Source organism: Mesorhizobium sp. P160187, from assembly GCF_057766425.1.
Genome location: NZ_JBYMDX010000002.1, coordinates 94875 through 120343, shown reverse-complemented (window position 1 = coordinate 120343; position 25469 = coordinate 94875). Strand labels below are relative to the sequence as shown.

The following is a 25469-nucleotide window of genomic DNA, read 5'->3' as shown; positions in this document are numbered from 1 at the left end:
AAGCCCAAGAGGCGAAGGTAGGGGAGTGGCGCCGGAGAGCGCCTCGGCCGTGTGACCGTTGCCAGCGCTCGCTATGCGAGGCATTCTCGTGCCCGGGATCAGGCGCCTGGCATGGTCGACCCTAATCCTGTGATAATGGCGGACCGGCTAGAGTCCTATGTGGCAGAAAACATGCCGTGCGAGATGCGGTCTCGAAATCCCTACCTTCGCCCACAAACAGGGCACCTCAGCGTTCTCTCCAAGGTCCGCATCGCCATAACAAGCTTGTCACTGACGCCCGGAAATGCCAAACCTAAAGCGCGCATACCCCCCGGCCAGAAGCGGTCGCCACCAAGTGAGAACAGCTGAATGCTCCGAGAACGGCTAATGGCCGGAGACACTCAGTAATTGAATGCCCGGCAGAGCGAGGTAGGCCAGCTTTCGACCACGTCAGATTGATTAGCCGCTCACATCGCCGACTTTATCAAGGCCAGCGGTTTATTGCGCGCTCAAGGCGCCGGACATATCACCGCACTGTTCCTCAAAGATGAAATGTCTAAAATACCCCTTGCCAAGGGAGCCAATGGTATGGACCGCCCTCCAGGCGAGGTGAAATCTTGAACGCCAACTGCAACGAAGGAGGATGTCATGCAGATCGTTCGAATAGGCCTCTAGCCGAGCATGGAGTGGTAATCGCCCGCGACATCCCACGGCTGCGCCGGACCCTTGCTGAAATTGCGGGGGGCAATGACGACATGAATTGGTGCGGGGTGCTGATCCGAGAAGTGCAACGGAGTTGGCCGAATTGGACCAACGCATTGCATCCTATGATCGGGGGTTCGGGAGCTCTTTCGCACGGCGAACTCAGCGGCTTGGAAAGATCGACGGTATCGGCCCTGTGACCGCGACAGCCTTGATCGCTGCCGTATTGATCGAACTTGCTTCAAGAACGGCCGCCAGTTTGCCGCATGGCTCAGTCTCGTGCCGAAACAGCGATCCAGTGGAGGGCGAGCTCGCCTGTTCGGTATCGGCGAGCGCGGCGATCGCTATCTACGCACATTCGCGATGCGCTCGGCAAACCAGCTGCAGGCAGGATCCTCGAAGCCGTTGGCTTGTAAGTTGCGGCATAGGCGGCATTCCAATGTCGCGGCTTGTCGCCCTCGCCAACAAGAATGCGAGGATCGTGTGGGCCATGCTCTCGGGCCGTCGTCAACTGAGCGACCGTTGCAACAGATCCTTCAATTAAATTTACAGAATCTTTGCTAACGCAGATCGCCGACAATGATACGTTTACCACAAAGTCCGAGGCCGGGAAGGGCTGAAAATCCGATGCCGATTTACGCTCAGACCGCCGCGCAGCACGCAACGAAAGGGTCTCCGCCAATGGCAACAAGAGCGCTCATCATGGTTGAAGGTCAGGAGCATATTGATCCGCTATTCGTCCAAGCGGCCCGACGTCTTGTCCTTCATCCAATTACGCTGTCAGGGGATACAGCTCAGAACCACTATCTTGCGACGGAAGGGATTGAGGCAATCCCTGTCGATGCAGACAGTCCCGATGCGCTGATCCACGATTGTTCCCGACTACGTGGGTCCTACGGCATTGCTGGCAATGCTGGCTTTTTTGGGTGCCGACGAGTCGGCCGTTGCGACAGCTGGCAAGCTCTGCCAGTACTTCGATCTACCTGGACCGCCCACTCATCCATCGAACGATGCTGCAAACTCACTCAACGTCAGCTCCTCGCGGAGGGCGGCGTTCCAATACCCGCTTTTTGTGGCAGCGAATGCGGCGGACGGAAAAAAGTCCGCCGCGGAGATCGGTCTGCCGGTTCAACACAATCGTCTTTGAAGTTGCGCTCTTCAACTATCTGTCTGGTAGTAGACAGAGCGGGCACCCAGGCTAGCTCGAGGGCATTCTCAGTTGGAGGATTCAGTGGTGACGATTGTTGACCCACGGCAGATGATCTCGATCTGGAAAAAGCGCCTCTCGGCGATCCGAAGCGCAATTGGCAGCACGTCGGTTCTTGGCAGAACCTGGCGTGCAGAAGACGGTGGGCGACCGCTTTGCAAGCTTGTCAAACATCGAAACGGATCAGCCGAGCGCGTTATTAGATCTTAGCTGGGGTAGTCCGATCCAGCAGGTGTTCAGGCCTTTGATGCCGGCGCGGTCTCATATCGAGATGCGTAGGGCCGAGCAAACGGCATGAGAAGCGAGGTTTTCAGGTGCGGCAGCCCGCCCGCGCCAGCGAGGTGTCGGACGGGATGGCGTCAGCCCACCCGATCGACGACTTGTTGGAAATGTGCAGAACGCGGCCACTACTTCTGACGCGGCGCCCACCTGCCGCGAGCGATCCGACTCGCATCGCTGCTAATGTCAACTCGTTCTTGAATGGAGAACACCATGTTTGTGCGAAGCCTTCAAGATGTTGAAGCTAATGACCACTTCGTTGAATGGGGTAGTGGTACCAGCCATCGTCTGCTGACGGAAAGAGACGGCATGGGCTTTTCCGTATGTCACACAGTGGTACGCGCAAATACCGTCTCATTCCTTCAATACCGCAACCACCTGGAGGCCTGCTATTGCATCGCCGGAGAGGGTGAGGTCGAGGACATGGACGGAAATGTCTTCCCCATTCGCAAGGGTGACATTTACGTGCTCGACAAGCATGACAAGCATTATTTGCGAGGAGGTCGGAACAAGGACCTCGTTCTTGTCAGTATCTTTAACCCGCCTCTCAAGGGCACCGAGCGCCATAACCTCGATGACGTGTCCGGCTCGGCCTACTGACGTATTGACGAAAAATCCGCGGGTGCTGTGTGACCTGGCCCTAGGTTAGGGCGCAACGAGCTGGATAGCTGCATGTGTGGAGAGGAGAAATTGGGACTGTCAGGGATTGAGTGTGCGGACGACAATAGTGGGTAAAGAGGCATTCCCACTATGACCAGACGCAAAGAACCTGGGAACGGAGTGATCTTCTCGACCAGCTCCTGGCAGGAGGGGCAGCCACTGCCGCCTTCGAACAGGGCGGCATGCTGGATTCGCTCAGGAAGGCTCTGACCGAGCGCGTTGAACGCGGAAATGGACCACCATTTGGCAAGAGGCGAAGACACTGGTAATACGCGTAACGGCTACGGCCGCAAGACGGTGACGACCGAGACAGGCAAGCTGGAGATCGATGTTCCACGAGACCGCCAGTCGAGTTTCGATCCGCAGCTGATGACCTGATGGGATGGACGGCCCCGCTCCGGCATCGAGGCTCTCGTGATAATACTGAGCGAGCGGGCACCATGTGCCATCCTTATAAGCGTGGCGCCTTCGATATCGACCGTTTCCTCCGCTTTGTACGGCAGCATTGGGGCGAGAAGACCCCATCCCTCTGGCGGAGGCTATCCAGCGCTGGTGTGGGCGGCGGCGCGTCCGCAGGGCTGTTACGCTTGCCAACAAGTTCGGCGTCATTCTGCAGCTCTGCCTGTTCCGTCGGCGACGCGATCCGAACGACCAGCTATGTGCCTGAGCATAACTGGGCGCTGAAGGAATCGAGCTACTTCCCCTATATCTCAGCCAGGAAGAGATCCGCCGAATCCTTGCTGCCGCCTCGGTGCATCAGGGACCTTCTTATGGGCCTCAATGCTGCGGAGACTTATTGTGTTATTGCACCGGCCTGCGGCTCGGAGAAGCCGCACGCCTCAAGAGGACAGGATCGGCCGACCCTGGTACGTGATCGTGTTGCGCCGCGCGTTTTTGGTCACGGTTGTGCCGCCGCGCTGCTGCAGTCGGGCACTGACGTGACCGTAATCCGCGACTATCCCGGCCACGCCAGCATCGCGACCACGAGCCGATCTCGAGCCCGTCGCGGCCAAACCTGGAAGCCGAGGCCAGACCTGCTTTCGTTCCTCCAGTCGCTCTGATTTTATGACAAACTTCGCCGCTTTTTCGCCAGAACCCAGCTGCTGACCGGCAAAACTCCTAAACTTCGCCTTGCATAATGTGACTTATCTTGTGCAACAGCCGATCGCGACGGAGGCGCTCGCCCGCATCGTCCAACTCTACCACGTTGAGAGCGATATCCGCAGTTGCTCCGCCGACGAACGCCACGCGTTCCGGCAAGAGAGAAGCCGTCCCGTCATTAATGCCCTGAGCCGCGGCGCTGTAGAATGGGCTCACCGCCCGGAGCTTCGCCGCCCATGCGTATGGCTGCATCATGGTTTTGGTCCGCGAGGATCAACCGCATACAAGCTTGCGGCGCTTTTACGGCGCCTGATCGCGAGTTCCCCTCGGTTTGCAAGTTATAGGCCTCTTCAAACAGGGCCGCACCTGCCGGCTCAATGTAACGCTGCCGCCGTGCTCGTGACCATCAAGGGCAAGTCGCTTGGCGATGGCCCAAAGGACCACCCTTGATGGTCACTGCGCGCGGCGCCCCAATGGACCCCTCGGAGCCGAAGCAGGAACAAGTGGTCGCCACGGCTAAACAAGGAGACGGAACGACTGAAAAATCACGTTGACAAAGATCATCCCATACAAGCGAGCGAGAGGCGTAGGTCGTGTCCCATCAGGTGGTGTAGCTCGGCGGGTAGCGAAGCCGCTCACGAGCGCGCCGCTAGTAGCGCTGTAGCGAGCGAGCGGCGTGTGGGTGGTCATCGGCGCTTTCCGGTAGGGTTTGGTTGTTGACGCCAACCATTTCGGAAGGACCACCGATGACCGGCGACATGATGAACCTGCCCACGCTCATGGAGAAGACCCCGGATGCCGATCTGCTGCGGGAGATGATCGGCTTTGCCGCCGAGCGACTGATGGAAATGGAGGTGGGCGCGGCCACCGGCGCCAGCTATGGCGAGAAGAACCCGCTGCTGCTCGCCCAGCGCAATGGCTACCGCGACCGGGACTGGGAGACGCGGGCCGGCACGGTCGAGCTGCGCATCCCGAAGCTCAGGAAGGGAAGCTACTTCCCAGGTTTCCTCGAACCGCGCCGCATGGCCGAGAAGGCGCTAACCGCCGTCATCCAGGAAGCTTATGTGCAAGGCATCTCGACCCGGTCGGTTGACGACCTGGTCAAGGCCATGGGTATCCAAGAGCCAAGTCTCGCGGCTGTGCGAGGAGATCGACGGGAAGGTGAAGGGATCGGCCGATCGAGGGCGATCGGCCATACCTGTGGATCGACGCCACTTACCTGAAGGTCCGCCGCGGTTGGGCGGATCGTCTCGGTCGCCGTTATCATCGCCGTCGGTGTCAACGCGGATGGCCGGCGCGAGGTACTGGGCATGGAGATTGGCACCTCGGAGGCCGAGCCGATCTGGACAGAGTTCCTGCGCAAGCTGACACGTCGCGGCCTGCGCGGCGTCAAGCTCGTCGTCTCCGATGCTCACGAAGGCCTCAAGGCGGCCGTCACCGGATTGCGGTCGCCAATCCCTTCTCAAACAACTAGTCCTTGAAATAACTGCTCAATATTTATGATGTGGTCAAAGTGGTGCCAGCTTGAGCACCGACCTTGTCATGGGACCTCAAGGCAGCAGCAGCGATATGGCTAGCATTTGATCGCGCTGGAGCAAATCTGCGGATTCATTCGTCACCTCATCACGGTCTGGCGGCTCGGATCCAACTTCCTTGCAACTGCCGAAATGCTCAGCCCTTTGGCCAACTCGGCTATCCCAGCCAGACCGCCAGATCAGAAAGAGCACGCTTGCGAAATACGCCAGCTGAAGGAGCAGGGAACAAGCCAGGGTCGTGATGACTACTGTGCCGATCGAATGAGATGCGAAGTAGACAGTCAGTGCGGTGCTGCACAGCACCACCCCCAGGACTCGACAAAACATTCTAAAGGGCAACGCCGTTCTCCTGGTTTTGTCTCCTCAGATCACGCTGCGCCCTGATCGGCCGCAACATGGGTCTGGCAGTTCTTCGGGCAGACGCGGGCGCAGGCCCCGCAGCCAATGCAGCGGCCGGCATGATCGACGACCATGATCATGCGATTCAGCTCGCCATCGAAATCATCGTCTTCGCCGTCGCAGGCGCCGAGGATTTCACCCGCGTCATCGACGCCGTAAAGATGCATGACCTCGCGAGAGCAGACTTTGAAACAGCGGCCGCAGCCGATGCAGGTCGTGCCGTCTATAGCGGTGAGATATTCCGGCACCCATCCGGAGCCGTCGCGAGTGATAAATGTGTTCGTCATCGTAACTTCTTCATCGCAGCGAGCGCTCTCTTGGCACCATCAAACTCGGCAAAAACCGCCGAGTTTTCCTCAGCAACTTCCTCTATCTCAGTCCATTTTCCCGGGAGATCCTCTGCAAGGTCGCAATTGCATCTTGGCAACTGCCGCGCGCAGCTGAGGCCTTCGGACTTTCTTCCCCGTCTCGTCTAGCTTTGACATAAATCCTTCCTCGAATCGGTGTCTTCACGCCCGTGCCACGTCGCGATAGGCTTCAGGAGCTGAGGTCGCATCGTCGACCAGTTTCGTACCGGTCTCCCCGAGTTGCCGGAACGTCTCGAAGCCGAACCGATGGACGTCTAGACAGAAAGACGAACTGCCCGACCGTGAAAGCACGGGCCCGAAGTCCTTATGGTTTTCATCTCCCACGATAGGCGATGTCACCGGGCGGAAACGCTCCGCAATCGCAAGCCCGACGGCGGTGTAAAACAAATCGAGCCTCCACAGCACGTCCGGATCGGGGTAGCCCATACCAGGGATCGCTTGGCGCTTTTTTCTGGTGACGACGAAGTCGACCAGCAGCGTGGCGTCCGATTCGCCTTCCCATAAGCAGTAGGACTCCTGAGCACGGATCAGCCGCACCAGGCATTTGACGAACGGGGTGGCTAGGGCCGCCTCGTCCTCGTTGATAGCCGGGCTGACCGCGGCATCAGACATTTCGCTTTCTCCCCATTTCAGTCCTCTGCCTCGAAGCACGATGTCTGTTTTCTGGGACGCCTACTTCGGGCACGCTTGCGCAGCCGACGCCCGGCTCGGGGCGGCCCATTCCACGCAATTGATGTCCTCGTGGCCGACTTTGAACACCTCCTCGACTGCGAGATCTTCCACGCGAACTCGCGTCGAACATCGCTTCCGCCGCAATGCGGCCGCAGCTCATGAAGATTCGAGCCTCGATCCTGCTGCAAACAATCGACCAGGTGCTGCATGGACCTCCTTCCTGCGGTCACGCCAGGGAAATGGACCAATTGGCCAGTAAGCCATTTCGACCAATTACCCTTTTTTATCTTTCCTCCTCGGCCGACCGCGCTTTGGCACCTTCGGGAAATTGTTTTGCGGGAGCCGCAAGAGAGCGCCGCAAGCCTTCGCCCCCTGTACCTGGCGAGGGCCTGCAGCAAATCCGGCAGATGCTGCTCCAGCGACGTCAGTGCCAGTTCGACCAACTCGATCGCGCGATCATTGTTGCCGTTCTCGTGATAATACCGGGCGACCGCGGGATAGGACCGGAACTTAGGACTGTCGCCTTGCGGGGGATTCAGCGCCAGGATGTGTTCGGACAGCTCCTTGCCCATCGCGAAGCGCTCAGCAGAAGGAACGCGCGAATGGTCATTGGCCGGATGGAAAAGTTGGTCTAGCGCCGAAACCATCCAATCCTCGGAATTTTTGTCGATTGCGTCGCGAACCAACTGGCGCATCACGGGCAAGCCGGTCCACATGTCTTGTATTTTGTGAAGCAACAGATGTGCATGGGCCAGGCGGAAATTGAGGTCGTCCGGCATCAAAGCGATGCCCTCTTCGATCGCCCAGAGCGCCGTCTTCCAATCTTCCAGCTTCACCGCCGCCCAGAACCTGTCATCGATCGGCTTCTTCAGCGCTTGTCCGCGCGCCAGGGGGTCGCTTGTGGCGATCCGCTGCTGATCGGCGGCTTTCGCTTTGTTGCTGGTAGGCCAGCTGCCGTTGAACACTTTCGGCAAAACCTCACCGAGTTGGCTCGGATGACCGATAAAGGCGATGCGGCCGTCTCGGTCGACTACGAACGAGGCCGGAATCCCGACGCAAAAGCTGGGTTCCCTCCAAAGCTTCTTCATTTCGCCTGTGTAGTCGAACGCAATCCGATGATTCAGATCCGGACACTTTTCGGCCAACCACGCGTCCAACTTGGTCCGGGCCTCGACGGCCGTTGGAGCGTCTTCATCAGCCGCGATCCCGACGACCTCAAGTCCGCTGTCCTTGTATTTCTCCTGTAGCTGCATCAGCTCGAGCATCTCCGCCGCAGATAGTTCGCACCAAGTTGCCCAAAATTCGACGATATAGACTTTGCCGGGCTGGAAGTCCGCAAGGGGCTCGCCACACCCCGTCCTCCACTTTGATCGAAGGAGCCGGTGACCCCATCCGCAACATCATCTTGCCCTCCAAAGCTGTTGCCAGAGGTTGCGTGACCTTGTCCGCAAGCTTGTTACCCTTTGAGACGGGGCACGAGGGTTCAACGAAGGGAGAGCATTGTTCGTCTTGCGCATCTGCGTGCAGTCAGCCTTCACTCAGTGTTGCTGAATCTCAATTCGCAAAGGCCGTGCCAACGCGCTCAGCGCGCGGTAAACGCTTGATTATACTTTAAAAAAACTTCTGTGGCGCCCAAGATCGCCGCTTGTATTGGACGCGACATGTTGTCTGCCGCTGTCAGGTTTTGGACAAGCATTACGCGCTTCGCGTCGGCAGAAGAGCCGCGGACGACTCAATATGCATTCGGGCCGAGGGACGAGGCCGATGGGCGTCGTCAGGCTCGTCATGATCCTCCGCTTCACGCCACCGGCTTGAGCGTCTTGCCGTTCCGGTCCGGAGCCGGTAGCGATCTCGCCATTTGCGATTGCAGGGGCCGCTCCATCCGAGCATCGGTTCTGCCCTACCTCTTCCGCTTTGCGCTTGAATTCCTCTCGCAACGCCGGAGTTTCACGACGAAGCCGGTCATGTCCGGCTGCGGGTCGCGAATACCGGCATCAGATTGACGATGATGATCGTGCGAAGAGGGCCGGGATGTGTGCCGGCCTGTGCCGGGCCGGTGAACTCTCCCGGATCCTACTTTTGTTGTTCTGTGTCCCTGTGCACAGGACCTACAGGGACCGCCTGGTGCGAATGTGAGCGTTGTCGGAATTGACCGGCCTCAGGGCCGCTCGGTCGCCACGCGGTGGGCCGGGCAGACTGAAAACGTCGAAGATGCGGCCGCCCTCGCCGCTAACCGGCTACCATCCCAGGCGATGACACGTGATTGATGCCACCGTTCGCGCCGAGAGCCGGCAAGAGCGCGACCGTCGGACTCGAAGGTCGGGCCTTGGCCGCTGCACGGTGGTTGCCGTGTTCCGTTCCCGGCCAGTGGTGAAGGAAATCGTGATAACGCCAATACGATGAGGCTACGGTCCGAACGCGGCCTGCGGCGCTGAAACGACTCTCTTTCTCGACCTGACGCCGGCTCGAGTATCGGTGTTTTGAGCGCATTGAGGACGCCTGGGCTTCTGCCCGGCCGTTTGTCTGCGCGTTACGGGTTGTCTCGGCGAGCAGACACCGAGCGCGTTAGGGGCGTTCGGGGAATGTTCTTCGCGACGGCGCTTGCAAGTTGCTCATGAGCTTCGCGAAACTTGCGCCTTTGCCGCGACCTTTCTCCGACTTGGTATCAGGGTAGGTGATCAGCGGAGTAGAGCTTGGAACAGCATCGGTGCTACTTCAGAACCGGTCAGCGGGCCAAAAACAGCGGCAAAGACGGCTTGCCAACTATCCATCTCGTCACGCTTCCGAAGAGCCGCTCGCGCAGCCGGCGGCTGCCATAAGCGCCCATGACGATCAGGTCGGCAGACGTGTCGATTGCGTGCTGCGCTAGCACCGTGGCCACCGGTTTGCCACGGCTCGCCAGCCGGTCGACCGACACCCGAGCACCGTGCCGAGTGAGATAGGCAGCGATGTCGGCCCCCGGCTCGGCGCCGTTTCCGGTGCAGGTCGCCTCCGGATCGACGAGTGCGACGCGAACTTCCTCAGCACCGGATAGCAGGTCCAGCGCTTCCCGAACCGAACGGGACGCCTCGACTCGCGAATCCCAGCCGACCAGAACGCGCCGTGGAGACAGAGTCGCCTCAGCGCCCTCTGGCACGACAAGAACCGGCTTTCCGGTGTCGAACAGGCTGCCGTTGATAACAAGGGGACCGACGTTAACGTCGTTGAGAAGTGCAGGGCCGACGATTGTCAGGTCGTTGCAGAGCGCCCGCGCTCGCACTGCGTCACCGACGCTAGCCTGATCGCAGTTGACAACATCGACATCATAGCACCGCCACGTGGCTCTCAGCAGTTTGTGAATTTCCCTAGATGTTTTTTCCAGACTGGCCGCGTCCTGTGAAAACCTCTCGATTTGCCTGTACCGTTTTTCCAGTGCGGCAATGGCGTGTGCGCGTTGTCTGGGCCATTCGGGGAGGCCATCACCCAGCGGCGGAGGCGACATAACGAGAGGCGGAGGCGACATAATCAGGACGGACAAATGTGCGCCGACTTCGGCGCACAAGCTCGCAGCTGTTGTGACGTCCCGATCGGAGTGGTCAGCTCCCGCTACACTGAGTAGGCTTTTGAAGGCCATTTGAATGCTTCCCCTGAGTTAGTCGCGCTCATAGCTCGTTTCGAAGCCGCAAGATTTGCCTTCCAACTAAGATGGAGAGTGGCACACCATCCGTTCGCTATTCAGTCGTCCGGCTTCTCGAGCGAGTAGCCGGCAGACCTGACAGTACGAATGACGCTACTTGGCGAAGCCGCCTTCAGCGCCTTTCTGATCCGGCTGATATGTACGTCGACAGTGCGTTCACCGATATGGATATTGTCCGGCCAGGCCGCGTCGATCAGCTCGTCTCGGCTGAAGACCTTGCCGGGAGCCTCAAGAAATTGCCGCAGCAGGTTGAATTCGAGAGGTCCGAGATGGATGTCGTGGCCATTACCTCGAACCCGGTGAGCATCGAGCTTCATCTCAAGGCTGCCGCAACAGAGCCAGCTGCCGTTTTTTATCCCGTTTGAACCCGGCTGTGGCGGCGCCAGCTTCGTGCGTAGACAGTCAAGCAGCTTGGCCGGCGCGAAGGGCCGCACAAAGCTCTCGTCAATACCTGCCTTCAAGAGATCGAGGTGCTGGTTCTCGGCCCCGGGCGCGATCAACGCAATGACGGGCAGGCGGCCGGTCCGGGGCTCCCCCTTGAACCGGGCGCAGATTGTGGAGCCTGTCGCGCTTGCTGGCCCGCAGTCCAGGACTACCGCCTGGAGCTCCCGTTGATCGGCCATCGCAAGTGCTTCCTTCAGGCCGCCTGCCGGCTCACTCGCGAAGCCGTCCACCCCCAGAATGTGGCTGAGGAACAGATACAACTCCGCATCTTGCGAACAGATCAGTACCACTGGCTTCATCAGCCCTACCCCAAGAACCACATCGGCCTCGACCGCCTCCATTGAGAGGGCTGGCCATCGCATGTCCTCAAGACCTGACATGATCCCCGCGATCGAAAATCGGTTCCATCACGCCCGCGCCACCTCGGGATAAGCCTCAATGGCTGCGGTGGCATCGCCGGCCAGTTTGGTGCCGGCCGCGGCGAGCTTCCAGAACGTCTCGAAACCGAACCGGTGGACGTCGCGCAGGGTCTTTGACAGAACGACCAACCGCCCGGCCGTGAAGAGCACGCGCCCGAAGCCCTCATGGCTCATCTCCATCATCGGCGATGCCATCAGGCCCGTGCGCTCCTCAATCGCAAGCCCGACGGCGGTGTAGAACTTATCGAGCCTCCACAGCACGTCCGGATCGGGATCGCCGATGATTGGAATTGCACGGCGCTGTTCCCTTGTGATGATGAAGTCGCCCAGCAGCTCGGCGTCCGATTTGCCTTCCCACGACCCGTGGGAATCATTGGCACGGATCAGCCGCACGAGGCATTTGACGAACGGAGTGGCAAGGGCCGCCTCGTCCTCGGTGGCGGCAGGGCTAACCTCGGCGTCAGACATTTCGCCCACTCCTCATTTCAGTCCTCATCCTCGAAGGACGGTTTCTGTTCGGCGACCCCTGCCTGCGCCAGCACCTTGCGCAGCCAAGGGGGAGGACACGTCCTGAGCATCATCTGCGTGCGCAACAGCACCTCTTGAATGGGCTCGGGCTGCGGCACTCTGACCGGATGGACCTTTGCAGAAACAAGTTTGGCTGCCGAAGGTCCGCCGATCGCCAGACAAAACAGGAGATGACAGCCCTTCAGCGCCTCCACCTTCGGGGTGATGCGGTCGTCGCCCTCAGTTCGGTGCTTCCCGCTCTCGTCGGAAACGTCATCGAAGGCCACGGCTTCCACGAGATTCCACTCCTCGCGCACCACGTCGTAGACAGCAAAGCGCCTGGCCGACCCGAAATGGGCGTTGAGGTTCTTCATGTCCTGCGTGGCGATCGCCACGCGCAATGCGCCCGCTTGGCGTTCCGGCGTCGGTACGTGAACCTCGTCAGTGACGAGCGAGAGGCGACGGACGGAGCTCATCTGGCATTTCTCGCTTACGGAGTGGATCAAGCGCCTCAGGCGTCGGCGCTCGCCCGTTGGCTTCGAAAATGTTGGCAACCTCGAAGATCAGGTCGCGGGTCCCCTGGTAGAGGATTGTGAGCTTGTGCTGGGCCCCGAGCCGGTCGAAGATCGGGAAGCCGACCCGCATGAGCGGAATGCCGAGGCGCTGCGCCGCCTGGCGGCCGTGGGAATGAGTAACGAGAAGATCAGCGCCGGCGCCAAGCGCTTCCAAATCGCCGAGATCGCCGATTTGAACCGACTGCGCCGGCACTTCCTCCAGAATTTTCGACATAGCGGCCGTTGTGACCGCCGCCGCGATCTCGGAGCCCATGCCGATGAAGAAGCTCGCGAGTTGGTAGAGTTGGTCTGGTTCAGCAGCGATCGCAATTTTCTTGCCTCCAAAGTGGAAATGTCCGTCGAGCAAAGCGTCCTGCAACTGCGACCGCCGACGGCGCACCCCAGCCGGCGCCGCCTCGCCCGAAACTGCGGACAGCAGCGAGACGAACCGGTCGGCGTCCCTCAATCCAGTCAACGATCGGAACAGCACGTAAGAAACCCCGGTCAACCTCTGCAGCACCTCGGCCGGGCGGCGCATATGCTCACCGATGACAATGCATCGCTCGGCCGTGCCTAGCTCGCGGATATCCTCGACGCTGGTGCCGCCATAGGTGGTCGTGACCCAACGGTCGGGCACCGTACCGTCGAGCGAGCCGGAGACGTCCGGCAAAATCACCGGCTTCAGTCCAAAGCTCTCAACCATCTCACGCAAATGCTCGATGTCAGCCACAGTGAGGTTCCAGCCAGGCAGGATCACGATTTTCTTCGACTGCTGCGCCTGCTCGCCGGGCCGCGTAATCCTTTCGATCATAGCGGTGACAGCCTTGGCCCAGCCCTCTTCGATCGCGCCGTCGAAATCCGGTGTGTTGGCTAGTACCACCTCCGTACCCGCGAGTTCTTCCATGCTCTTCAGCCTGATATTGGCGACATCCCCTGCGCAGTCTTCCCCCCGGGTTTCCACCAGCGCGGTCGTGCAAACCCCGATCAGCGTTGGCTTTGTGCGGGCCTTGAGGTTGAGGATCGCCTCTTCCAGATGGTCTGCCCCCCCGAGGATCGTCGCCACCTCGTCCATCGCGGTTGTCTGCAAGGGAATGGCTTCCTTGAAATGTCGCACGAAGAGCACGAGCGCGAAGCTGGTGCACCCCTGGCTGCCGTGGAACAACGGCATCGCGCCGTCGACGCCAAGAAAGGCCAAGGCGGCACCCAATGGCTGCGATGACTTCAGCGGATTGACCGCCGCCGCTTTGGTCTGGGGAAGGATGCGGCCCATTGGCTTCCTCAACACTCGCCGAAATCAGCGGCCGTCGTGCCGGAGAATTCCTGGACAGCATGCAAGGTCACGGTCTCGCTTTTCGTGCGCGGCCGTTCCTCACTCACCGCAGGCTGGCAATCCCATGGTGCCGGCTCCCGTACCTGCCCCCAGATCGGGTTGTGAATGGCGATGTCGATCTGGCGTACGAGTTCCACCATGCCGTCATAGCCGGCGTAAGGGTGTTGGCGCTCCTGGTTAATATCCAGCCAGGGTGTCTTGGCCTTCAGCGCGATGAACTGCGTGCGCCCGCCCGACAGCAGGATATCGGCCTTGCGTCCTGAGAGCATGGCGAAAAGCTCGCGCGGCGCCATCTGCTCGAATATGTGGTTGTCGTCCTTGAGGATCTGTTTGATGCGCTCCTTGTCTTCGACGGTCGACTTCTTGACAGAGGTGCCGACGATCTCGATCCCGATCTCCATCAGCGCATGGACGACCGACCAGGACTTCACGCCGCCGGTATTGAGCAGCACGCGCTTGCCTTCGAGCCTCAGCCGGTAGGCGGCTAGCTTCTTCCAAGCGATCGCCTCTTCCTCTGCAATCAATACCTCCGTGCGGCCGAGGATCTCCGGATCGGCACCCTTCTCCACGAGCAGCTGAGATATTTGTCGGAGCGCTTCAGAGGTGGCGCTGATGCCGTAGAAGGAGCCCTCGAAAAACGGGATGTCCCAGCGCTCGTCCATTTTGCGGGCGAGATTGATGAGCGCGGTCGAGCACACCACCATAGCCGCCCGGGCGCGGTGCGCGCAGGCAATGTCGACGTAACGGGAGTCACCCGGAATGCAGGCGCGCACCCGGATCCCGAGCCGATCCAGCAGCGGCTTCACCAGCCAGAATTCGCCCGAGAGGTTGAATTCGCCAAGAATGTTGATGTCGTAAGGGCCGGCATCGTCGGGCTCGAGCGTGCCGATGACATGCTCGAGCAACGCCTCGCCGGCAAGCTTGTTGCCGAGATTCTTGGAGCCGACGAAGCCCGGCGCATTGACCGGTACAACGGCCAAGCCGTACTTTTCCGCCGCGCGCTTGCAGACGGCCTCGATGTCGTCGCCGATCAGCGCCGTCACGCAGGTCGGATAAACGAAGATAGCCGGCGGCCCATACGCTTCCTTGATCTCGAGGATCGCTTTGAAAAGCTTCCGCTCGCCCTGCCCCATCACAACATCGAGTTCGGTGAGGTCGGTCGTGAAGCTTGTGCGCCACAGGGCTGGCCCGGACGAAGCCGCACCGCGGTTGTCCCAGGAATTGCCCTCGCAGGCGAGCGGCGCATGGATCAAATGCGCAACGTCGGTGATCGGCTGCAGCACGATCTTGGCGCCATCGAAGGCACAGCCGCCGGCCGCCGCCCCGGGGGTCAGTGGCTTCGAACAGCCCTCCTTGCGCGCCTTGGCGTCCTTGCCGCGGTTCTTTTCGCAGCCAGGCTCGTTGAAGACATCCTGGATTTTGGCTCTGAGCAAGGGCATTGCGTCGGTCTCCAAAGTCCCTCGGGAAGACGACCGGCCAAAGCCGACGGTCAAGCTTAGCGGGTGAGGTCATACGAATAGTCCGTCACGCCCGTCTCGCTTGTCTCGCGATCGAGCTTGTCGAAGATCTTGTCGAGGATCGTCGTCAGCACGCGCAACCCGCCTTGGTAGCCCATCAGCGCAAACCGATGGTGATGGTGGCGATCGAAGATCGGAAACGTCAGCCGGATCAGCGGCGTGCCGGTGTCGCGCTCCAGATACTTGCCATAGGAGTTGCCGATCAGCAGGTCCACCGGCTCGGTGAAGAGCAGCGAGCGCATCGCCCAGAGGTCCTTGCCCGCCCAGACTTGAGCATCCTTGCCGAAGGGCGATGATGCAAGCAGTTCCTTCAACTCCGCTTCCCATGCCGAGGTGCCGTTGGTGGCAAGGCAATGGGTCGGCTCGCCGCCCGTCTCCATGATGAAGCGGGCCATGGCGTAGACAAAGTCCGGATCGCCGTAAATGGCGTATTTCTTACCGTGCAGCCAGGATTGGCTGTCCGCCATGGCGTCAACAAGTCGGCCGCGCTCCAGGCGGATTGCCTCCGGGATTTGCTTGCCGGAAATCGCGGAGACCTCCACGAGGAAGTCGTCGGTCGCCTTGACACCGAGCGGGTAATGGAACGAGGCCGTAGCCTGCCCCACCCCCTCGCAATACTCCAGTGTTTTTCGGGTGTTGTAATGCTGTAGCGAAAGTGTCGCCTCGGCGTTGAGTGCCTTCCTCACGTCTTCGATCTTCGTGCCGCCGTCATACATCCGGTATTCGCCGTCGGACGGCGTGTCGAACTGGTCAGAGGCGTCTTGGATGAAGGAATAAGAAACGCCCATCAGATCGAGCAGGCGCTTGAGTTCCCGGTTGTTGCCCACGCAAAAGCCGTCGAAACCCGGAATGATGTTGATGGTTCCCTCGGCTTCCGTTCGCTCCTCGCCTTTCCAGAAATGCTCCAAAATGCCCTTTACCGCAACGTCATAGCCATCGACATGGCTGCCGACAAAGGCCGGCGTGTGGGCAAAGGGCACGTCGAAGTCGCGCGGGACCGAGCCTTCGTCCTTGGCGTTCTCGATGAAGCTGTGCAGGTCGTCGCCAATGACCTCCGCCATACAAGTGGTCGAGACGGCGATCATCTTCGGGTCATAGAGTTGGTACGTGTTGGCCAGCCCGTCGACCATGTTCTTCAGGCCGCCGAACACTGCCGCGTCCTCGGTCATCGAAGAGGAAACCGCCGAAGCAGGCTCCTTGAAATGGCGCGACAGGTGCGAGCGGTAATAGGCCACGCAGCCCTGGCTGCCGTGGACGAAGGACATGGTTCGCTCGAAGCCTGCGGCCGCGAACACCGCGCCGAGCGGCTGGCAGGCCTTGGCGGGGTTCACGACAAGCGCTTCGCGAGCAAGGTTCTTTTCGCGGTATTCCCACGTCTTGGTGAATTCGCCTTGGTCGGTAACGATCTGGTCCGGGTGAGGACATTCGAAATTCAGCCTCTTCTCGGCGAGCATCTGCCTGTATTCCGGCTCGCGGAACAGGGGCGCGTGGTCGAGAACTTTTTCAGCCGACTGCGGCATGGGTGGTTACCTCTTTCCATCTGGCCCGCCATAGGGCGGCACAGGGACGTCGAAACGTTTCAGGTCTCCCGCGGACAAGCGGCCACAGGCGTTCACTGCCTCCCGGCTTCCGGGAGGCCAGGGTTTCATTCGGCTGCGATCGCCGCCGACGGCTCGGCTTTTTTCTTCCAGGGAGCGTCGTAGAGGTTCCAGACCGGGTTGTTGATGGCCAGGTCCATGTCTCGGGCGAAGATGGCGAAGCCGTCGTAGCCGTGATACGGGCCGGAATAATCCCAGGAATGCATTTGACGGAACGGTATGCCCATCTTCTGGACCGGGTACTTCTCTTTGATGCCGGAGCCAACGAGATCAGGACGGATCCCTTCGATGAACTTCTCCAGCTCGTAACCAGTCACGTCGTCATAGATCAGGGTGCCCTTCTTCACGTAGTGGCCGGTGCGCTGATAGTCGTCGTTATGGCCAAATTCGTAGCCAGTGCCGACGATCACCATGCCCAGGTCCTCATATGCCGTGACGACGTGACGGGGGCGCAGCCCGCCGACATAGAGCATCACCGTCCTGCCTTCGAGGCGCGGCCGGTACTTGGCGATTATGGCATCGACCAAGGGCCGGTATTTGGCGATGACCACCTCGGCCTTGGCCTCGATTTCCGGCCCAAAATGCTTGGCTATCTTGCGCAGAGAGGCTTCGGTCTGGGAGGGGCCGAAGAAATTGTACTCCATCCAGGCGATGCCATATTTTTCCTCCATGTGCCGGCAGATGTAGTTCATCGACCTGTAGCAATGGATGAGATTTAGCTTGGCCTTTGGCGCCCGCTCTATTTCGGCCAGCGTAGCGTCGCCCGACCAGTTGCCGACCACGCGCAGGCCCATCTCCTCAAGCAGGATGCGCGAAGCCCAAGCGTCGCCGCCGATATTGTAGTCGCCGACCACATTGACATCGTACGGGCCGGCCTCGAACTCCACTTCCTTCTTCTCGAACACCCAGTCTCGGATCGCGTCGTTGGCGATGTGGTGGCCGAGAGATTGCGAGACGCCGCGGAAGCCCTCGCAGCGCACCGGCACGATTGTCTTTTCGTGCTCCTTGGCCTTGTTGCGGGACACAGCTTCGGTGTCGTCGCCAATCAGGCCAATCGGGCATTCGGATTGCACAGTCATGCCCTTGTTCAGCGGAAACAGTTCCTCGATCTCGTCGATGATCCGTTCGAGCTTCTTGTCGCCGCCGAAAACAATGTCCTTCTCCTGGAAATCGGAGGTGAACTGCATGGTGACGAACGTGTCAATGCCGGTCGTGCCGATGTAGTAGTTGCGGCGCTGAGACCAGGAATATTGCCCGCAGCCTACCGGGCCGTGCGAGATATGGACCATATCCTTGACTGGACCCCACACCACGCCTTTCGAGCCGGCATAGGCGCAGCCGCGAATCGTCATCACGCCGGGGATGGACTTGATGTTCGATTTGACCTCGCATTCGGAAAGGACCTCGCTTTCCTCGCCAGCCTCGTCGCCGCTTTTTGCGACGCTGAGGTGCTTTTTGCGGCGCTTCGCCGACTTGTCAGGATATTGCGACAGCACTTCCTCGATTAGCCTCGCATGGAGGCCACCGTCATTCTCGTATTCCAGGCTCATGGGACCCCTTTCAAGGTTCAGGGTGACGCCTCACCGACGAGGCGCCGTTCTTTGAAAGACGCACCAGGTCAGGCGGCGCTTCATGTCGGCAGTGGTCGCTACTGTGCGGCCGCCTTAGCCGCTTCCTTGACCTGAAGCTCGGCAAGCATCTGCTCGTCCGTCTTCATGATGCCGAAGTCGAGCAGCATGTCCTCGAGCTCCTCCATGGTGATCGGTGTCGGGATGGTGCCCTGGCCCGAATTCCCATGGATCTTCTCGGCCAGCGCCCTGTATTCGCCGGCCTGCTTGGAGTCCGGCGCATACTGGATCACAGACATCTTCCTGAGCTCGGCGTGCTGGACGATGTTGTCGCGCGGCACGAAGTGGATAAGTTTGGAATTGAGCCTGGAAGCAAGCGCCTCGGCGAGGTCGAGTTCGCGGTCGGTTTGGCGCTCGTTGCAGATCAGGCCGCCGAGCCGCACGCCGCCCGAATGGGCGTATTTCAGGATACCCTTGGCGATGTTGTTGGCGGCATAGAGCGCCATCATCTCGCCGGACATGACGATATAGATTTCCTGGGCCTTGTTCTCGCGGATCGGCATCGCGAAACCGCCACACACCACATCCCCGAGCACGTCGTAGGAGACATAGTCGACGTCGTCGTAGGCGCCGTTCTCCTCGAGGAAGTTGATTGAGGTGATCACGCCGCGGCCGGCGCAGCCGACACCCGGCTCGGGCCCGCCCGACTCCACGCATTTGATGCCTTTGTACCCGACCTTGAGCACGTCCGCGAGTTCCAGGTCTTCCACCGAACCTTCCTCTGCCGCGAGGTGCAGCACCGTATCCTGCGCCTTCGCGTTCAGGATCAGGCGGGTGGAGTCGGCTTTGGGGTCGCAGCCGACGATGAGGATTCTCTGCCCGAGGTCGACAAGGGCGGCGAGCGTATTTTGGGAGGTGGTGGACTTGCCGATGCCGCCCTTGCCGTAAAAGGCGATCTGACGCAAACCTGACATGTAGCTTTCCTTCCTTCGTTCCATTCATCGCGGCTGCCGCGACATGAATGCCGGTCGGGCAGCTGTAGCCGCCTCGCACCTAAGGATCTCAAGACTCGTGCCAATTTGGCTGATCGAACCGAAGAATAATTTGATGGTTGCTTTTCAGGGGTTTAGCCTGAGGGCCAAAGAAAGGATCGTCGCAACAGACCGTGTAGCGGACCCGACAATGGCGACACAAAGCGTCGGATCGCGATCCTCAGTCACCGAATTCGTTTGAACCGCGTCGTCATGTTGAAGTGGACGAACAGCAGCTCGATCCTGTTGGGTGAATTGCGGGATGCTGTCTGTTCCGGCGAGCTGACGTGCTTGCTCACGCGTGTCATCGTGGACACTCCGCGGAATCTTGCGCCACGCTGGCATGCCTTCGATCCAGCCATCCATAGGGCCGCGGATCGAAAGTTCCGCTATATCAGCAACCCGAGGGGACTCGGCTCACTTATCGGCGCAGGAGTTCAGTATCGGCGTCATCGCCTTCACATGTTCGTCCATCCGCTCGAGCACTTTCGCTGCGACAACGTCGCGCTCAGGCAGATGCCACCAGTACTCGTTGACGAGTTTGACCGTCTCGACCACTGCCTTTAGGACTGCCGGCTCCGGAAGCCTTGCGCGGTTCGCAAATGCTTTCCATCGCGGTGCTGCTAGCGCCTTGAACGAGCGCTCTCCTCCAAGCGACAGCGCCATGGCGTCGGCGGGAATATATGGCACAGTGGACAGGACGTCGTAGATTGGTGCAAGCGCCGGCTTGTCGCCGTTTCCGGGATACATCAAAGACCAATTCTTCAGGTGCATGTCGCCATTGCCGGTGATGACGCTCAGTGCCAGGCGACGGACGAAATCGAGAGCCGCCGTAGGCGAGACGGCCACGCCAAGAGCCAAGGCTATGTCGTGATAAGCGGCCCCCTCATATTTGCGCGAGGGGTAGACACCGAAGACCTGAGCGAAATCCTCGATGTGTATCCTCTCGCCACCGGCGCCGCGATCGAAGCGTTTGACGAGAAGGACCTTGCCCTCCGACAGCGTATTGAATTCTTCGGGAACGCCCTCAAAATCGGACTTCTCGACCAGTTCGCATTCAGGAACCTCCATGCCGATTGCTGCTGCCAGCGCCAGGTTGGCGAATTCGTTCTCGGAAACGCCCGGAAACGCCGTCGAAGGGAACTTGGCAATGTACCGGCCCTGCTCGTCGTCCATCGGCAAGGTAAGGCCGCCGCCTTTTCCAATGTTCTTCATGACCGACAGCTTCATCTGCACGCCGGCAAGCGAGAACCGTGCCTTGGGGTGATCCTTTGAGCCATCCTTCGAAACCGTTATCGCGCCGTCACTGGGCAACGCCCGTACGGCTCCCGGCAGATCGGCGCCCAGTGCCGCTAAAAGATCGAAATCATTGCCTGGCCGCACATTGCCTTCGTGATGCCTTTCCATCGCCTCCCGCAATTTTTCCTCCGGCAGGAGGTTCGCGAAGAGCGGGCAAGGCGCTTGCCAGAGGCTTTGGATCTTTCCGCAATCCTCCCGTCGCTGCCCGGAACGACAGGCTGAGAACCGGAAAGCCGCCCGTCGCGCGGTAGGCGTCATCGAAGTTGAACGCATTGAAATCGCCCGGCGTCCTGACGATTGTGCCGATCTTCACTGCATTCAAGAGCACGTCCAGTGACGGGATCGTCTTAGGTGCGCGAAAGACTGGAGCCATGATCGTCATCGTCAGGTTGAGAAACAAAGGCGGGTCGATCGTCATCATCATGCGGACGCAATAGAGCCTGGACAGCCGGCACCATGGCTTGCGGAACCAGCATCATTTCCAGACCGAGCGCGCGAGCGATATTCATGAGCGTCGTCGCACGCGCGGCTGCGGCTCCCTTTTCGATGTCGCGATATCGGGGACGGGATATACCCGCCAAATCGGCGACCTGCTCCTGCGTCATCGCAGCGGCCAACCTCGCCTGCCTGAAAAACCCACCGATTTCCCGTAGAATTTCCGATTGAGAGTCCATAACGCAACCTATACGATCTATTCCAATGCGCGACGGTACGCAAAGGTATCTCATCCAGCGAGTAGTTTCAATGCTTTGATGATCTGTTTACGTATCATATGTGAAGAAAATGGTATGGAAAGAGATCAATCTTCCTCTCTCTTTAGCGCCGCGCGGCAACGTCGTTCCTCCGAAAACTGAACCGCACCGGGTTTTCCGGAGGCCGTTTCGTTGAGTCACGCGGCCATGGCTGGGTCATACAGAATGGCGTAGTAGCGTTCCTCGGCTTCGGCCGGCGGAATGTTGCCGATGGCCTCCAGCAGCCGGCGATTGTTGAACCAATCGACCCAATCGAGCTACCGAACTCGACGGCTTCGAAGTTGCGCCATGGTCCGCGTCGATGGATCACCTCGGCCTTGTAAAGGCCGTTGATCGTTTCGGCGAGAGCATTGTCGTAGCTGTCGCCGACGCTGCCTACCGAAGGCTCAACGCCGGCCTCCGCCAGGCGCTCGGTGTATCTGATAGAGTCGTATTGGGCGGCCTCTATCGCTGTGATGGATCAGCCTGCCCCCCTGCACGGGCCGCCGATCATGGAGAGCCTGTTCCAGAGCGTCCAGAACGAAGCTGGCATGCGCCGTCCGGCTAACCCGCCAGCCGACGATCCTTCGCGCATAGGTGTCGATGACAAAGGCGACATAGACGGAGCCCGTCCAGGTCGCGACGCAGGTCAAGTCGGAGACCCACAGCATGGTCGGCGCCGGGGCATGGAACTGGCGATTAACGTGATCGAGAGGGCAAGGTGCGGCCTTGTCGCTCACTGTGGTGCGGATCGGCTTGCCGCGGATGCCCTCAAGACCCATGGCCCTCATCAGTGGGGCAACCGTGCAGCGGGCGACGTCGAGCCCTCACGCTGTAACTCCCGCCAGACCTTGCGAACGCCGTAGACGCGGAAGTTGGCCTCGAACACGCGTCGGACCTCATCCTTCAAGGCCAGGGCCTCATCCCGCTTCGCCCGAGCCGACAGCCGGGAAGGATCGATGCGCTTGGCGACATGGTCGTGGTAGCTCGACGGGGCGATCGGCAGCACCTTCCAGATCGGCTCGACCCGATGCGGTTGCCACGTCCGAAGGCACGCCGGCGAGCACGGTTCATACAGCTGCTGTGGCCACCGTCCACCGGCTTTTCTTCGTAATAGGCCTAGTGCATGCGTCGCTGCCAGACGGCCAACTGAAAGAACATTCAGCCAACGGCTATTTGACCTCGGCGCCGATGCGCTCGACGGTGGTCCTATGAAAGAGACGGGCTGCTTCAGATGCCGCACAGCCTTCATTTAGCTGAGTCGAGTGATTTCGGAGCGCTGATTGGGTTTGTTTCGGACGGCGTCCACCCTTTCGCCCGCGTTCGCGGGCTGCCTGTAACCGGGGCACCGTGGGCATTTTTATAATAATACCCGCTAAGGTAATTCGAAGTTGTTTGGATTGACCGGTTAGCTCGGATCGGCCTGGAGCGTTCCCGGGTCGGTTAATCTCGTTCCAGAGATAGTCTTCCGTGAATGCGATATGAGCCAAGGAGCGGTGCGACCTGGGAGAGCAATTCGACGGAATATCGATGCCCTGGCCGCGGACATAACCGACAGGGGCTGAGATGACGGTAAGCGCGTAGGCTAGGCCCCGTGTCAGCATCACCAAAGCTGACAACCCTTGGACGGCTCGCAGCGTCGGGGACGACTATGGGGTGGCGACAAGGCGCAGCTTGAGGTGTCCAGACCGGCGCTTGAGAAGGCTCTAACTCAGGCTGGCTAGACCTCCGACCCGACAAGCTAACACAAAGACGCAACGCACCGTTCGAGTTTATTGCTGGCAACAAGCCGGCTCCCCAATTAGAGGATTTCCCGGCTTAATTTCCAGCGTCGACTTGACTGCAAAAGACTTTCGCTGGAAGTGTCGACCTAGATTCGGGGGGCTCCATAAAATGGCAAGCAAGGCAAAATCGCGGAAGCGCGTTGGAACTCTAGAAGACCGGTTTATGGACGCCGTTAGAGAATTGTCGGGGGGCGGAAAAGTGAGCGTTAAGAACGCAGCCCTTTTCAATAAACTGGGTTGGATAGAAGAACGTTACACGACAACTAAGGACCGCCTGAGGAAGAATGGACTGATAAGAGGAGGTCCCGGTGGGACTATGTCCCTCCCCCAAAATGCGGCTAGCCCCAGTCCCAAGCCTCTCAAGGCGTTTATCTCCTACTCGCATGCAGATGCGGCTATCAAGGTTGACCTTCTAAAGCACCTTACGCCGCTGAGCCGACTTGGTCTTGTCGAGGCTTGGCACGATGGCGAAATCGAGACTGGCGACAAATGGGCGGACGCCATCAAGGGCAATCTAGAGAGCGCCGACATTATCATCCTCCTGATAAGCGTTGACTTTATCAACTCGCGTTATTGCAACCAGATTGAGCTAACTCACGCGATGGAGAGAGAGGCCAACAACACGACGGTTGTTATTCCAGTGATCGCGAGAAATTGCCTGTGGCAGGAAGAGCTCTTCGGGTCTTTTCAGGCGACCCTCAAGGGTACATCGATCGCAAGTTTCAAGGATCGCGACGAAGCTCTGACTTTGGTCGCGGCAGATATCAAGGAAAAAGCCCTTTCCATGCTTGCCAAAAAGAACGGGGTTGCTCCTTCCTAGATGTGCAATCTGCACAACATCACCACGTCGCAAGAAGCCATACGCCAGTGCACCAGGGCTCTGCGCGACCATCTCAGGCAACCCTGAACCGTCCATCGACATCTACCCCAACCAGCCCCCAACCAGCCCGGTCCGGTGGTCCGCAATGCGGCAGACGGGCAACGTGAAGTCGCCAACCTGCTTTGGGGAATGCCGACACCGCTCGAACGGGTCAAGGGCAAGGCCGACTACGGCACGACCAATATCCGCAACCCACAATACGGCCATTGGCAGCAGTATGTTGGGGTTGAGCATCGCTGTGTGGTGCCTGTGACGAGTTTCTCGGAGCCCAGCCCAACACCCGGCATAAGGACCCTGAGACAGGTATTCAGCGGATTGGTTCGCGCTCAATGAGGACCGGCCGCTTTTCTTCTTCGCTGGCCTCTGGACGCCATGGCATGGGGTGCGCAAGGTCAAGGACGGCGCCGGCGATTTCGAGCTTTACGGCTTCATGACGACCGCGCCCAACGCCCCGATCAAGCCGATCCATGCGCCTCTAGCCTGGCAAAGGCAGCGAGGCTCTCGTCCAGCCGCTTGTTGATGGCCGAGATCGACGAGGCCGAGAAGGCATGGCCGCACAGTTCTTCCGTGATCGCCTTCACCTTGCGGGTCGACACGCCCTGGACATACATCTCCGCCAGTGTCGCCACCAAGGCCCGCTCGGAACGCTGGTAGCGCTCGAACAGCTCGGTGGAGAAGCGCCCGGCCCGATCCTGCGGAACCCGCAGCTCGAGCTTGCCGACCCGCGTCACAAGGGTGCGGCCGTAATAGCCCGAGCGATAGCCAAGCCGTTCGGGCGTGCGCTCGCTCTTCGAGGCACCCAGCGCCTCGTCCATCTCGGCCTCAAGCACCTCCTGCATCACCGCACGGAGCACTTCGTGCAATCCATCCGGGTTCGAAAGCAAAATGTCTTTGACGGCAGCGCTGGCGGTCTTAACTTCAGTCTTGGTCATGGTGGCGTTCCTTCGCGGGAATCAGGTGACGTGAACAATCACCAGCCTGCCATGACCGCCCCCTCTCAGCGAATTTGCAGAACTCTCAGCACACTACCGGGGCAATGTGGATCGGTGCCTAATTTGCATAACACCAAGCAAACACAAGGGATTGAGGCTGACTTACCTTCTCCGTTGCTTGCAGGAATACTCCTTCATTGCAATGGATTTGCACCATCTGCTCCTGCCGGTCTCCCGCCGCACCTGGTGTTCCGGCCCTTTCAGGGGCTCGGCTCGATCGGCGTGACCACCCTGATC

Annotated in this window: 18 protein-coding genes and 7 pseudogenes; 7 read left to right on the top strand and 18 right to left on the bottom strand. The window is 59.8% G+C overall.

Features of this window, described 5'->3' with window-relative positions; translation table 11 throughout:
* Positions 1–847 precede the first annotated feature (847 nt).
* The 5 genes and pseudogenes from AC3CCE_RS01755 to AC3CCE_RS01735 form a co-directional block, all read left to right on the top strand.
* Positions 848–1024, top strand: a pseudogene (locus AC3CCE_RS01755) (transposase); the annotation flags it as partial.
* Between the two features lie 1356 nt (positions 1025–2380).
* Entirely contained in the window at positions 2381–2767 is a 387-nt protein-coding gene (locus AC3CCE_RS01750) for an ectoine synthase (protein WP_023707440.1), read from the top strand.
* A 150-nt stretch (positions 2768–2917) separates the two neighbouring features.
* A pseudogene (locus tag AC3CCE_RS01745) lies at positions 2918–3199 on the top strand (transposase); the annotation flags it as partial.
* Positions 3200–3967: 768 nt separating this feature from the next.
* Positions 3968–4378, top strand: coding sequence for an IS66 family transposase (locus AC3CCE_RS01740; protein WP_488377089.1), 411 nt, complete (start codon positions 3968–3970; stop codon positions 4376–4378).
* Positions 4379–4674: 296 nt separating this feature from the next.
* Positions 4675–5409 (top strand): annotated as a pseudogene (locus tag AC3CCE_RS01735) (transposase).
* A 69-nt stretch (positions 5410–5478) separates the two neighbouring features.
* Here AC3CCE_RS01735 and AC3CCE_RS01730 read toward each other — a convergent pair.
* The 17 genes and pseudogenes from AC3CCE_RS01730 to AC3CCE_RS01650 all read right to left on the bottom strand — a co-directional run.
* Complete coding sequence (locus AC3CCE_RS01730; protein ID WP_352627341.1) at positions 5479–5790, bottom strand: exopolysaccharide production repressor protein; 312 nt, start codon at positions 5788–5790, stop codon at positions 5479–5481.
* A 41-nt stretch (positions 5791–5831) separates the two neighbouring features.
* Positions 5832–6149, bottom strand: a complete 318-nt coding sequence (gene fdxB / locus AC3CCE_RS01725) for a ferredoxin III, nif-specific (protein WP_352447994.1) — start codon at positions 6147–6149, stop codon at positions 5832–5834.
* Positions 6146–6289 (bottom strand): CCE_0567 family metalloprotein, encoded by a 144-nt coding sequence (locus AC3CCE_RS01720; protein ID WP_488376803.1) that lies wholly within the window; start codon positions 6287–6289, stop codon positions 6146–6148. Before AC3CCE_RS01720 ends, fdxB begins: the two co-directional genes overlap by 4 nt.
* Before the next feature lie 82 nt (positions 6290–6371).
* On the bottom strand, positions 6372–6842 hold the full coding sequence (locus tag AC3CCE_RS01715) for a DUF269 domain-containing protein (protein ID WP_352447993.1): 471 nt from the start codon (positions 6840–6842) through the stop codon (positions 6372–6374).
* 17 nt (positions 6843–6859) lie between these two features.
* Complete coding sequence (locus tag AC3CCE_RS01710; protein ID WP_352627343.1) at positions 6860–8212, bottom strand: TlpA disulfide reductase family protein; 1353 nt, start codon at positions 8210–8212, stop codon at positions 6860–6862.
* Between the two features lie 1415 nt (positions 8213–9627).
* Entirely contained in the window at positions 9628–10515 is an 888-nt protein-coding gene (locus tag AC3CCE_RS01705) for a universal stress protein (RefSeq protein ID WP_352627332.1), read from the bottom strand.
* A gap of 101 nt (positions 10516–10616) precedes the next feature.
* A complete protein-coding gene (locus AC3CCE_RS01700; protein ID WP_488377076.1) occupies positions 10617–11363 on the bottom strand; it encodes a winged helix-turn-helix transcriptional regulator in 747 nt (248 codons plus the stop codon).
* A gap of 66 nt (positions 11364–11429) precedes the next feature.
* Positions 11430–11909, bottom strand: coding sequence for a NifX-associated nitrogen fixation protein (locus AC3CCE_RS01695; protein WP_352627334.1), 480 nt, complete (start codon positions 11907–11909; stop codon positions 11430–11432).
* Positions 11910–11926: 17 nt separating this feature from the next.
* Entirely contained in the window at positions 11927–12424 is a 498-nt protein-coding gene (gene nifX, locus AC3CCE_RS01690) for a nitrogen fixation protein NifX (RefSeq protein WP_352447988.1), read from the bottom strand.
* Positions 12390–13772, bottom strand: coding sequence for a nitrogenase iron-molybdenum cofactor biosynthesis protein NifN (gene nifN, locus AC3CCE_RS01685; RefSeq protein WP_352627336.1), 1383 nt, complete (start codon positions 13770–13772; stop codon positions 12390–12392). The genes nifX and nifN overlap by 35 nt, the downstream gene beginning before the upstream one ends.
* Before the next feature lie 8 nt (positions 13773–13780).
* On the bottom strand, positions 13781–15271 hold the full coding sequence (gene nifE / locus AC3CCE_RS01680; protein WP_352513763.1) for a nitrogenase iron-molybdenum cofactor biosynthesis protein NifE: 1491 nt from the start codon (positions 15269–15271) through the stop codon (positions 13781–13783).
* 56 nt (positions 15272–15327) lie between these two features.
* Positions 15328–16869: a nitrogenase molybdenum-iron protein subunit beta gene (nifK, locus tag AC3CCE_RS01675; protein WP_352627338.1), complete on the bottom strand. Its 1542-nt coding sequence runs from the start codon at positions 16867–16869 to the stop codon at positions 15328–15330.
* Between the two features lie 125 nt (positions 16870–16994).
* Complete coding sequence (gene nifD, locus AC3CCE_RS01670) at positions 16995–18497, bottom strand: nitrogenase molybdenum-iron protein alpha chain (protein ID WP_352513765.1); 1503 nt, start codon at positions 18495–18497, stop codon at positions 16995–16997.
* A 98-nt stretch (positions 18498–18595) separates the two neighbouring features.
* Positions 18596–19489: a nitrogenase iron protein gene (nifH, locus tag AC3CCE_RS01665; protein ID WP_023706403.1), complete on the bottom strand. Its 894-nt coding sequence runs from the start codon at positions 19487–19489 to the stop codon at positions 18596–18598.
* 474 nt (positions 19490–19963) lie between these two features.
* Positions 19964–21218, bottom strand: a pseudogene (locus tag AC3CCE_RS01660) (type II toxin-antitoxin system HipA family toxin).
* Positions 21193–21519 carry a helix-turn-helix domain-containing protein gene (locus AC3CCE_RS01655; protein WP_023690557.1) on the bottom strand — a complete coding sequence of 109 codons (327 nt, stop codon included), beginning with the start codon at positions 21517–21519 and terminating at the stop codon, positions 21193–21195. The pseudogene AC3CCE_RS01660 and the gene AC3CCE_RS01655 overlap by 26 nt, the downstream one beginning before the upstream one ends.
* A gap of 215 nt (positions 21520–21734) precedes the next feature.
* Positions 21735–22603, bottom strand: a pseudogene (locus AC3CCE_RS01650) (IS3 family transposase); the annotation flags it as partial.
* 866 nt (positions 22604–23469) lie between these two features.
* Here AC3CCE_RS01650 and AC3CCE_RS01645 point away from each other — a divergent pair.
* Positions 23470–24180 (top strand): toll/interleukin-1 receptor domain-containing protein, encoded by a 711-nt coding sequence (locus AC3CCE_RS01645; protein ID WP_023727169.1) that lies wholly within the window; start codon positions 23470–23472, stop codon positions 24178–24180.
* Positions 24181–24709 (top strand): annotated as a pseudogene (locus AC3CCE_RS01640) (SOS response-associated peptidase family protein); the annotation flags it as partial.
* A 13-nt stretch (positions 24710–24722) separates the two neighbouring features.
* Here the strand turns inward: AC3CCE_RS01640 and AC3CCE_RS01635 are convergent.
* Positions 24723–25172 (bottom strand): annotated as a pseudogene (locus AC3CCE_RS01635) (transposase); the annotation flags it as partial.
* Between the last annotated feature and the right edge of the window lie 297 nt (positions 25173–25469).

Bases quoted from the DNA above. Each gene is read 5' to 3' on its own strand.
- AC3CCE_RS01750 (WP_023707440.1), top strand. From the start codon at position 2,381: ATGTTTGTGCGAAGCCTTCAAGATGTTGAAGCTAATGACCACTTCGTT.
- nifX (WP_352447988.1), bottom strand. From the start codon at position 12,424: ATGAGCTCCGTCCGTCGCCTCTCGCTCGTCACTGACGAGGTTCACGTA.
- AC3CCE_RS01705 (WP_352627332.1), bottom strand. From the start codon at position 10,515: ATGGCCTTCAAAAGCCTACTCAGTGTAGCGGGAGCTGACCACTCCGAT.
- AC3CCE_RS01645 (WP_023727169.1), top strand. From the start codon at position 23,470: ATGGCAAGCAAGGCAAAATCGCGGAAGCGCGTTGGAACTCTAGAAGAC.
- nifK (WP_352627338.1), bottom strand. From the start codon at position 16,869: ATGCCGCAGTCGGCTGAAAAAGTTCTCGACCACGCGCCCCTGTTCCGC.
- AC3CCE_RS01695 (WP_352627334.1), bottom strand. From the start codon at position 11,909: ATGTCTGACGCCGAGGTTAGCCCTGCCGCCACCGAGGACGAGGCGGCC.
- AC3CCE_RS01655 (WP_023690557.1), bottom strand. From the start codon at position 21,519: ATGGACTCTCAATCGGAAATTCTACGGGAAATCGGTGGGTTTTTCAGG.
- AC3CCE_RS01730 (WP_352627341.1), bottom strand. From the start codon at position 5,790: ATGTTTTGTCGAGTCCTGGGGGTGGTGCTGTGCAGCACCGCACTGACT.
- nifE (WP_352513763.1), bottom strand. From the start codon at position 15,271: ATGCCCTTGCTCAGAGCCAAAATCCAGGATGTCTTCAACGAGCCTGGC.
- AC3CCE_RS01715 (WP_352447993.1), bottom strand. From the start codon at position 6,842: ATGTCTGATGCCGCGGTCAGCCCGGCTATCAACGAGGACGAGGCGGCC.
- nifN (WP_352627336.1), bottom strand. From the start codon at position 13,772: ATGGGCCGCATCCTTCCCCAGACCAAAGCGGCGGCGGTCAATCCGCTG.
- fdxB (WP_352447994.1), bottom strand. From the start codon at position 6,149: ATGACGAACACATTTATCACTCGCGACGGCTCCGGATGGGTGCCGGAA.
- nifH (WP_023706403.1), bottom strand. From the start codon at position 19,489: ATGTCAGGTTTGCGTCAGATCGCCTTTTACGGCAAGGGCGGCATCGGC.
- nifD (WP_352513765.1), bottom strand. From the start codon at position 18,497: ATGAGCCTGGAATACGAGAATGACGGTGGCCTCCATGCGAGGCTAATC.
- AC3CCE_RS01700 (WP_488377076.1), bottom strand. From the start codon at position 11,363: ATGGAGGCGGTCGAGGCCGATGTGGTTCTTGGGGTAGGGCTGATGAAG.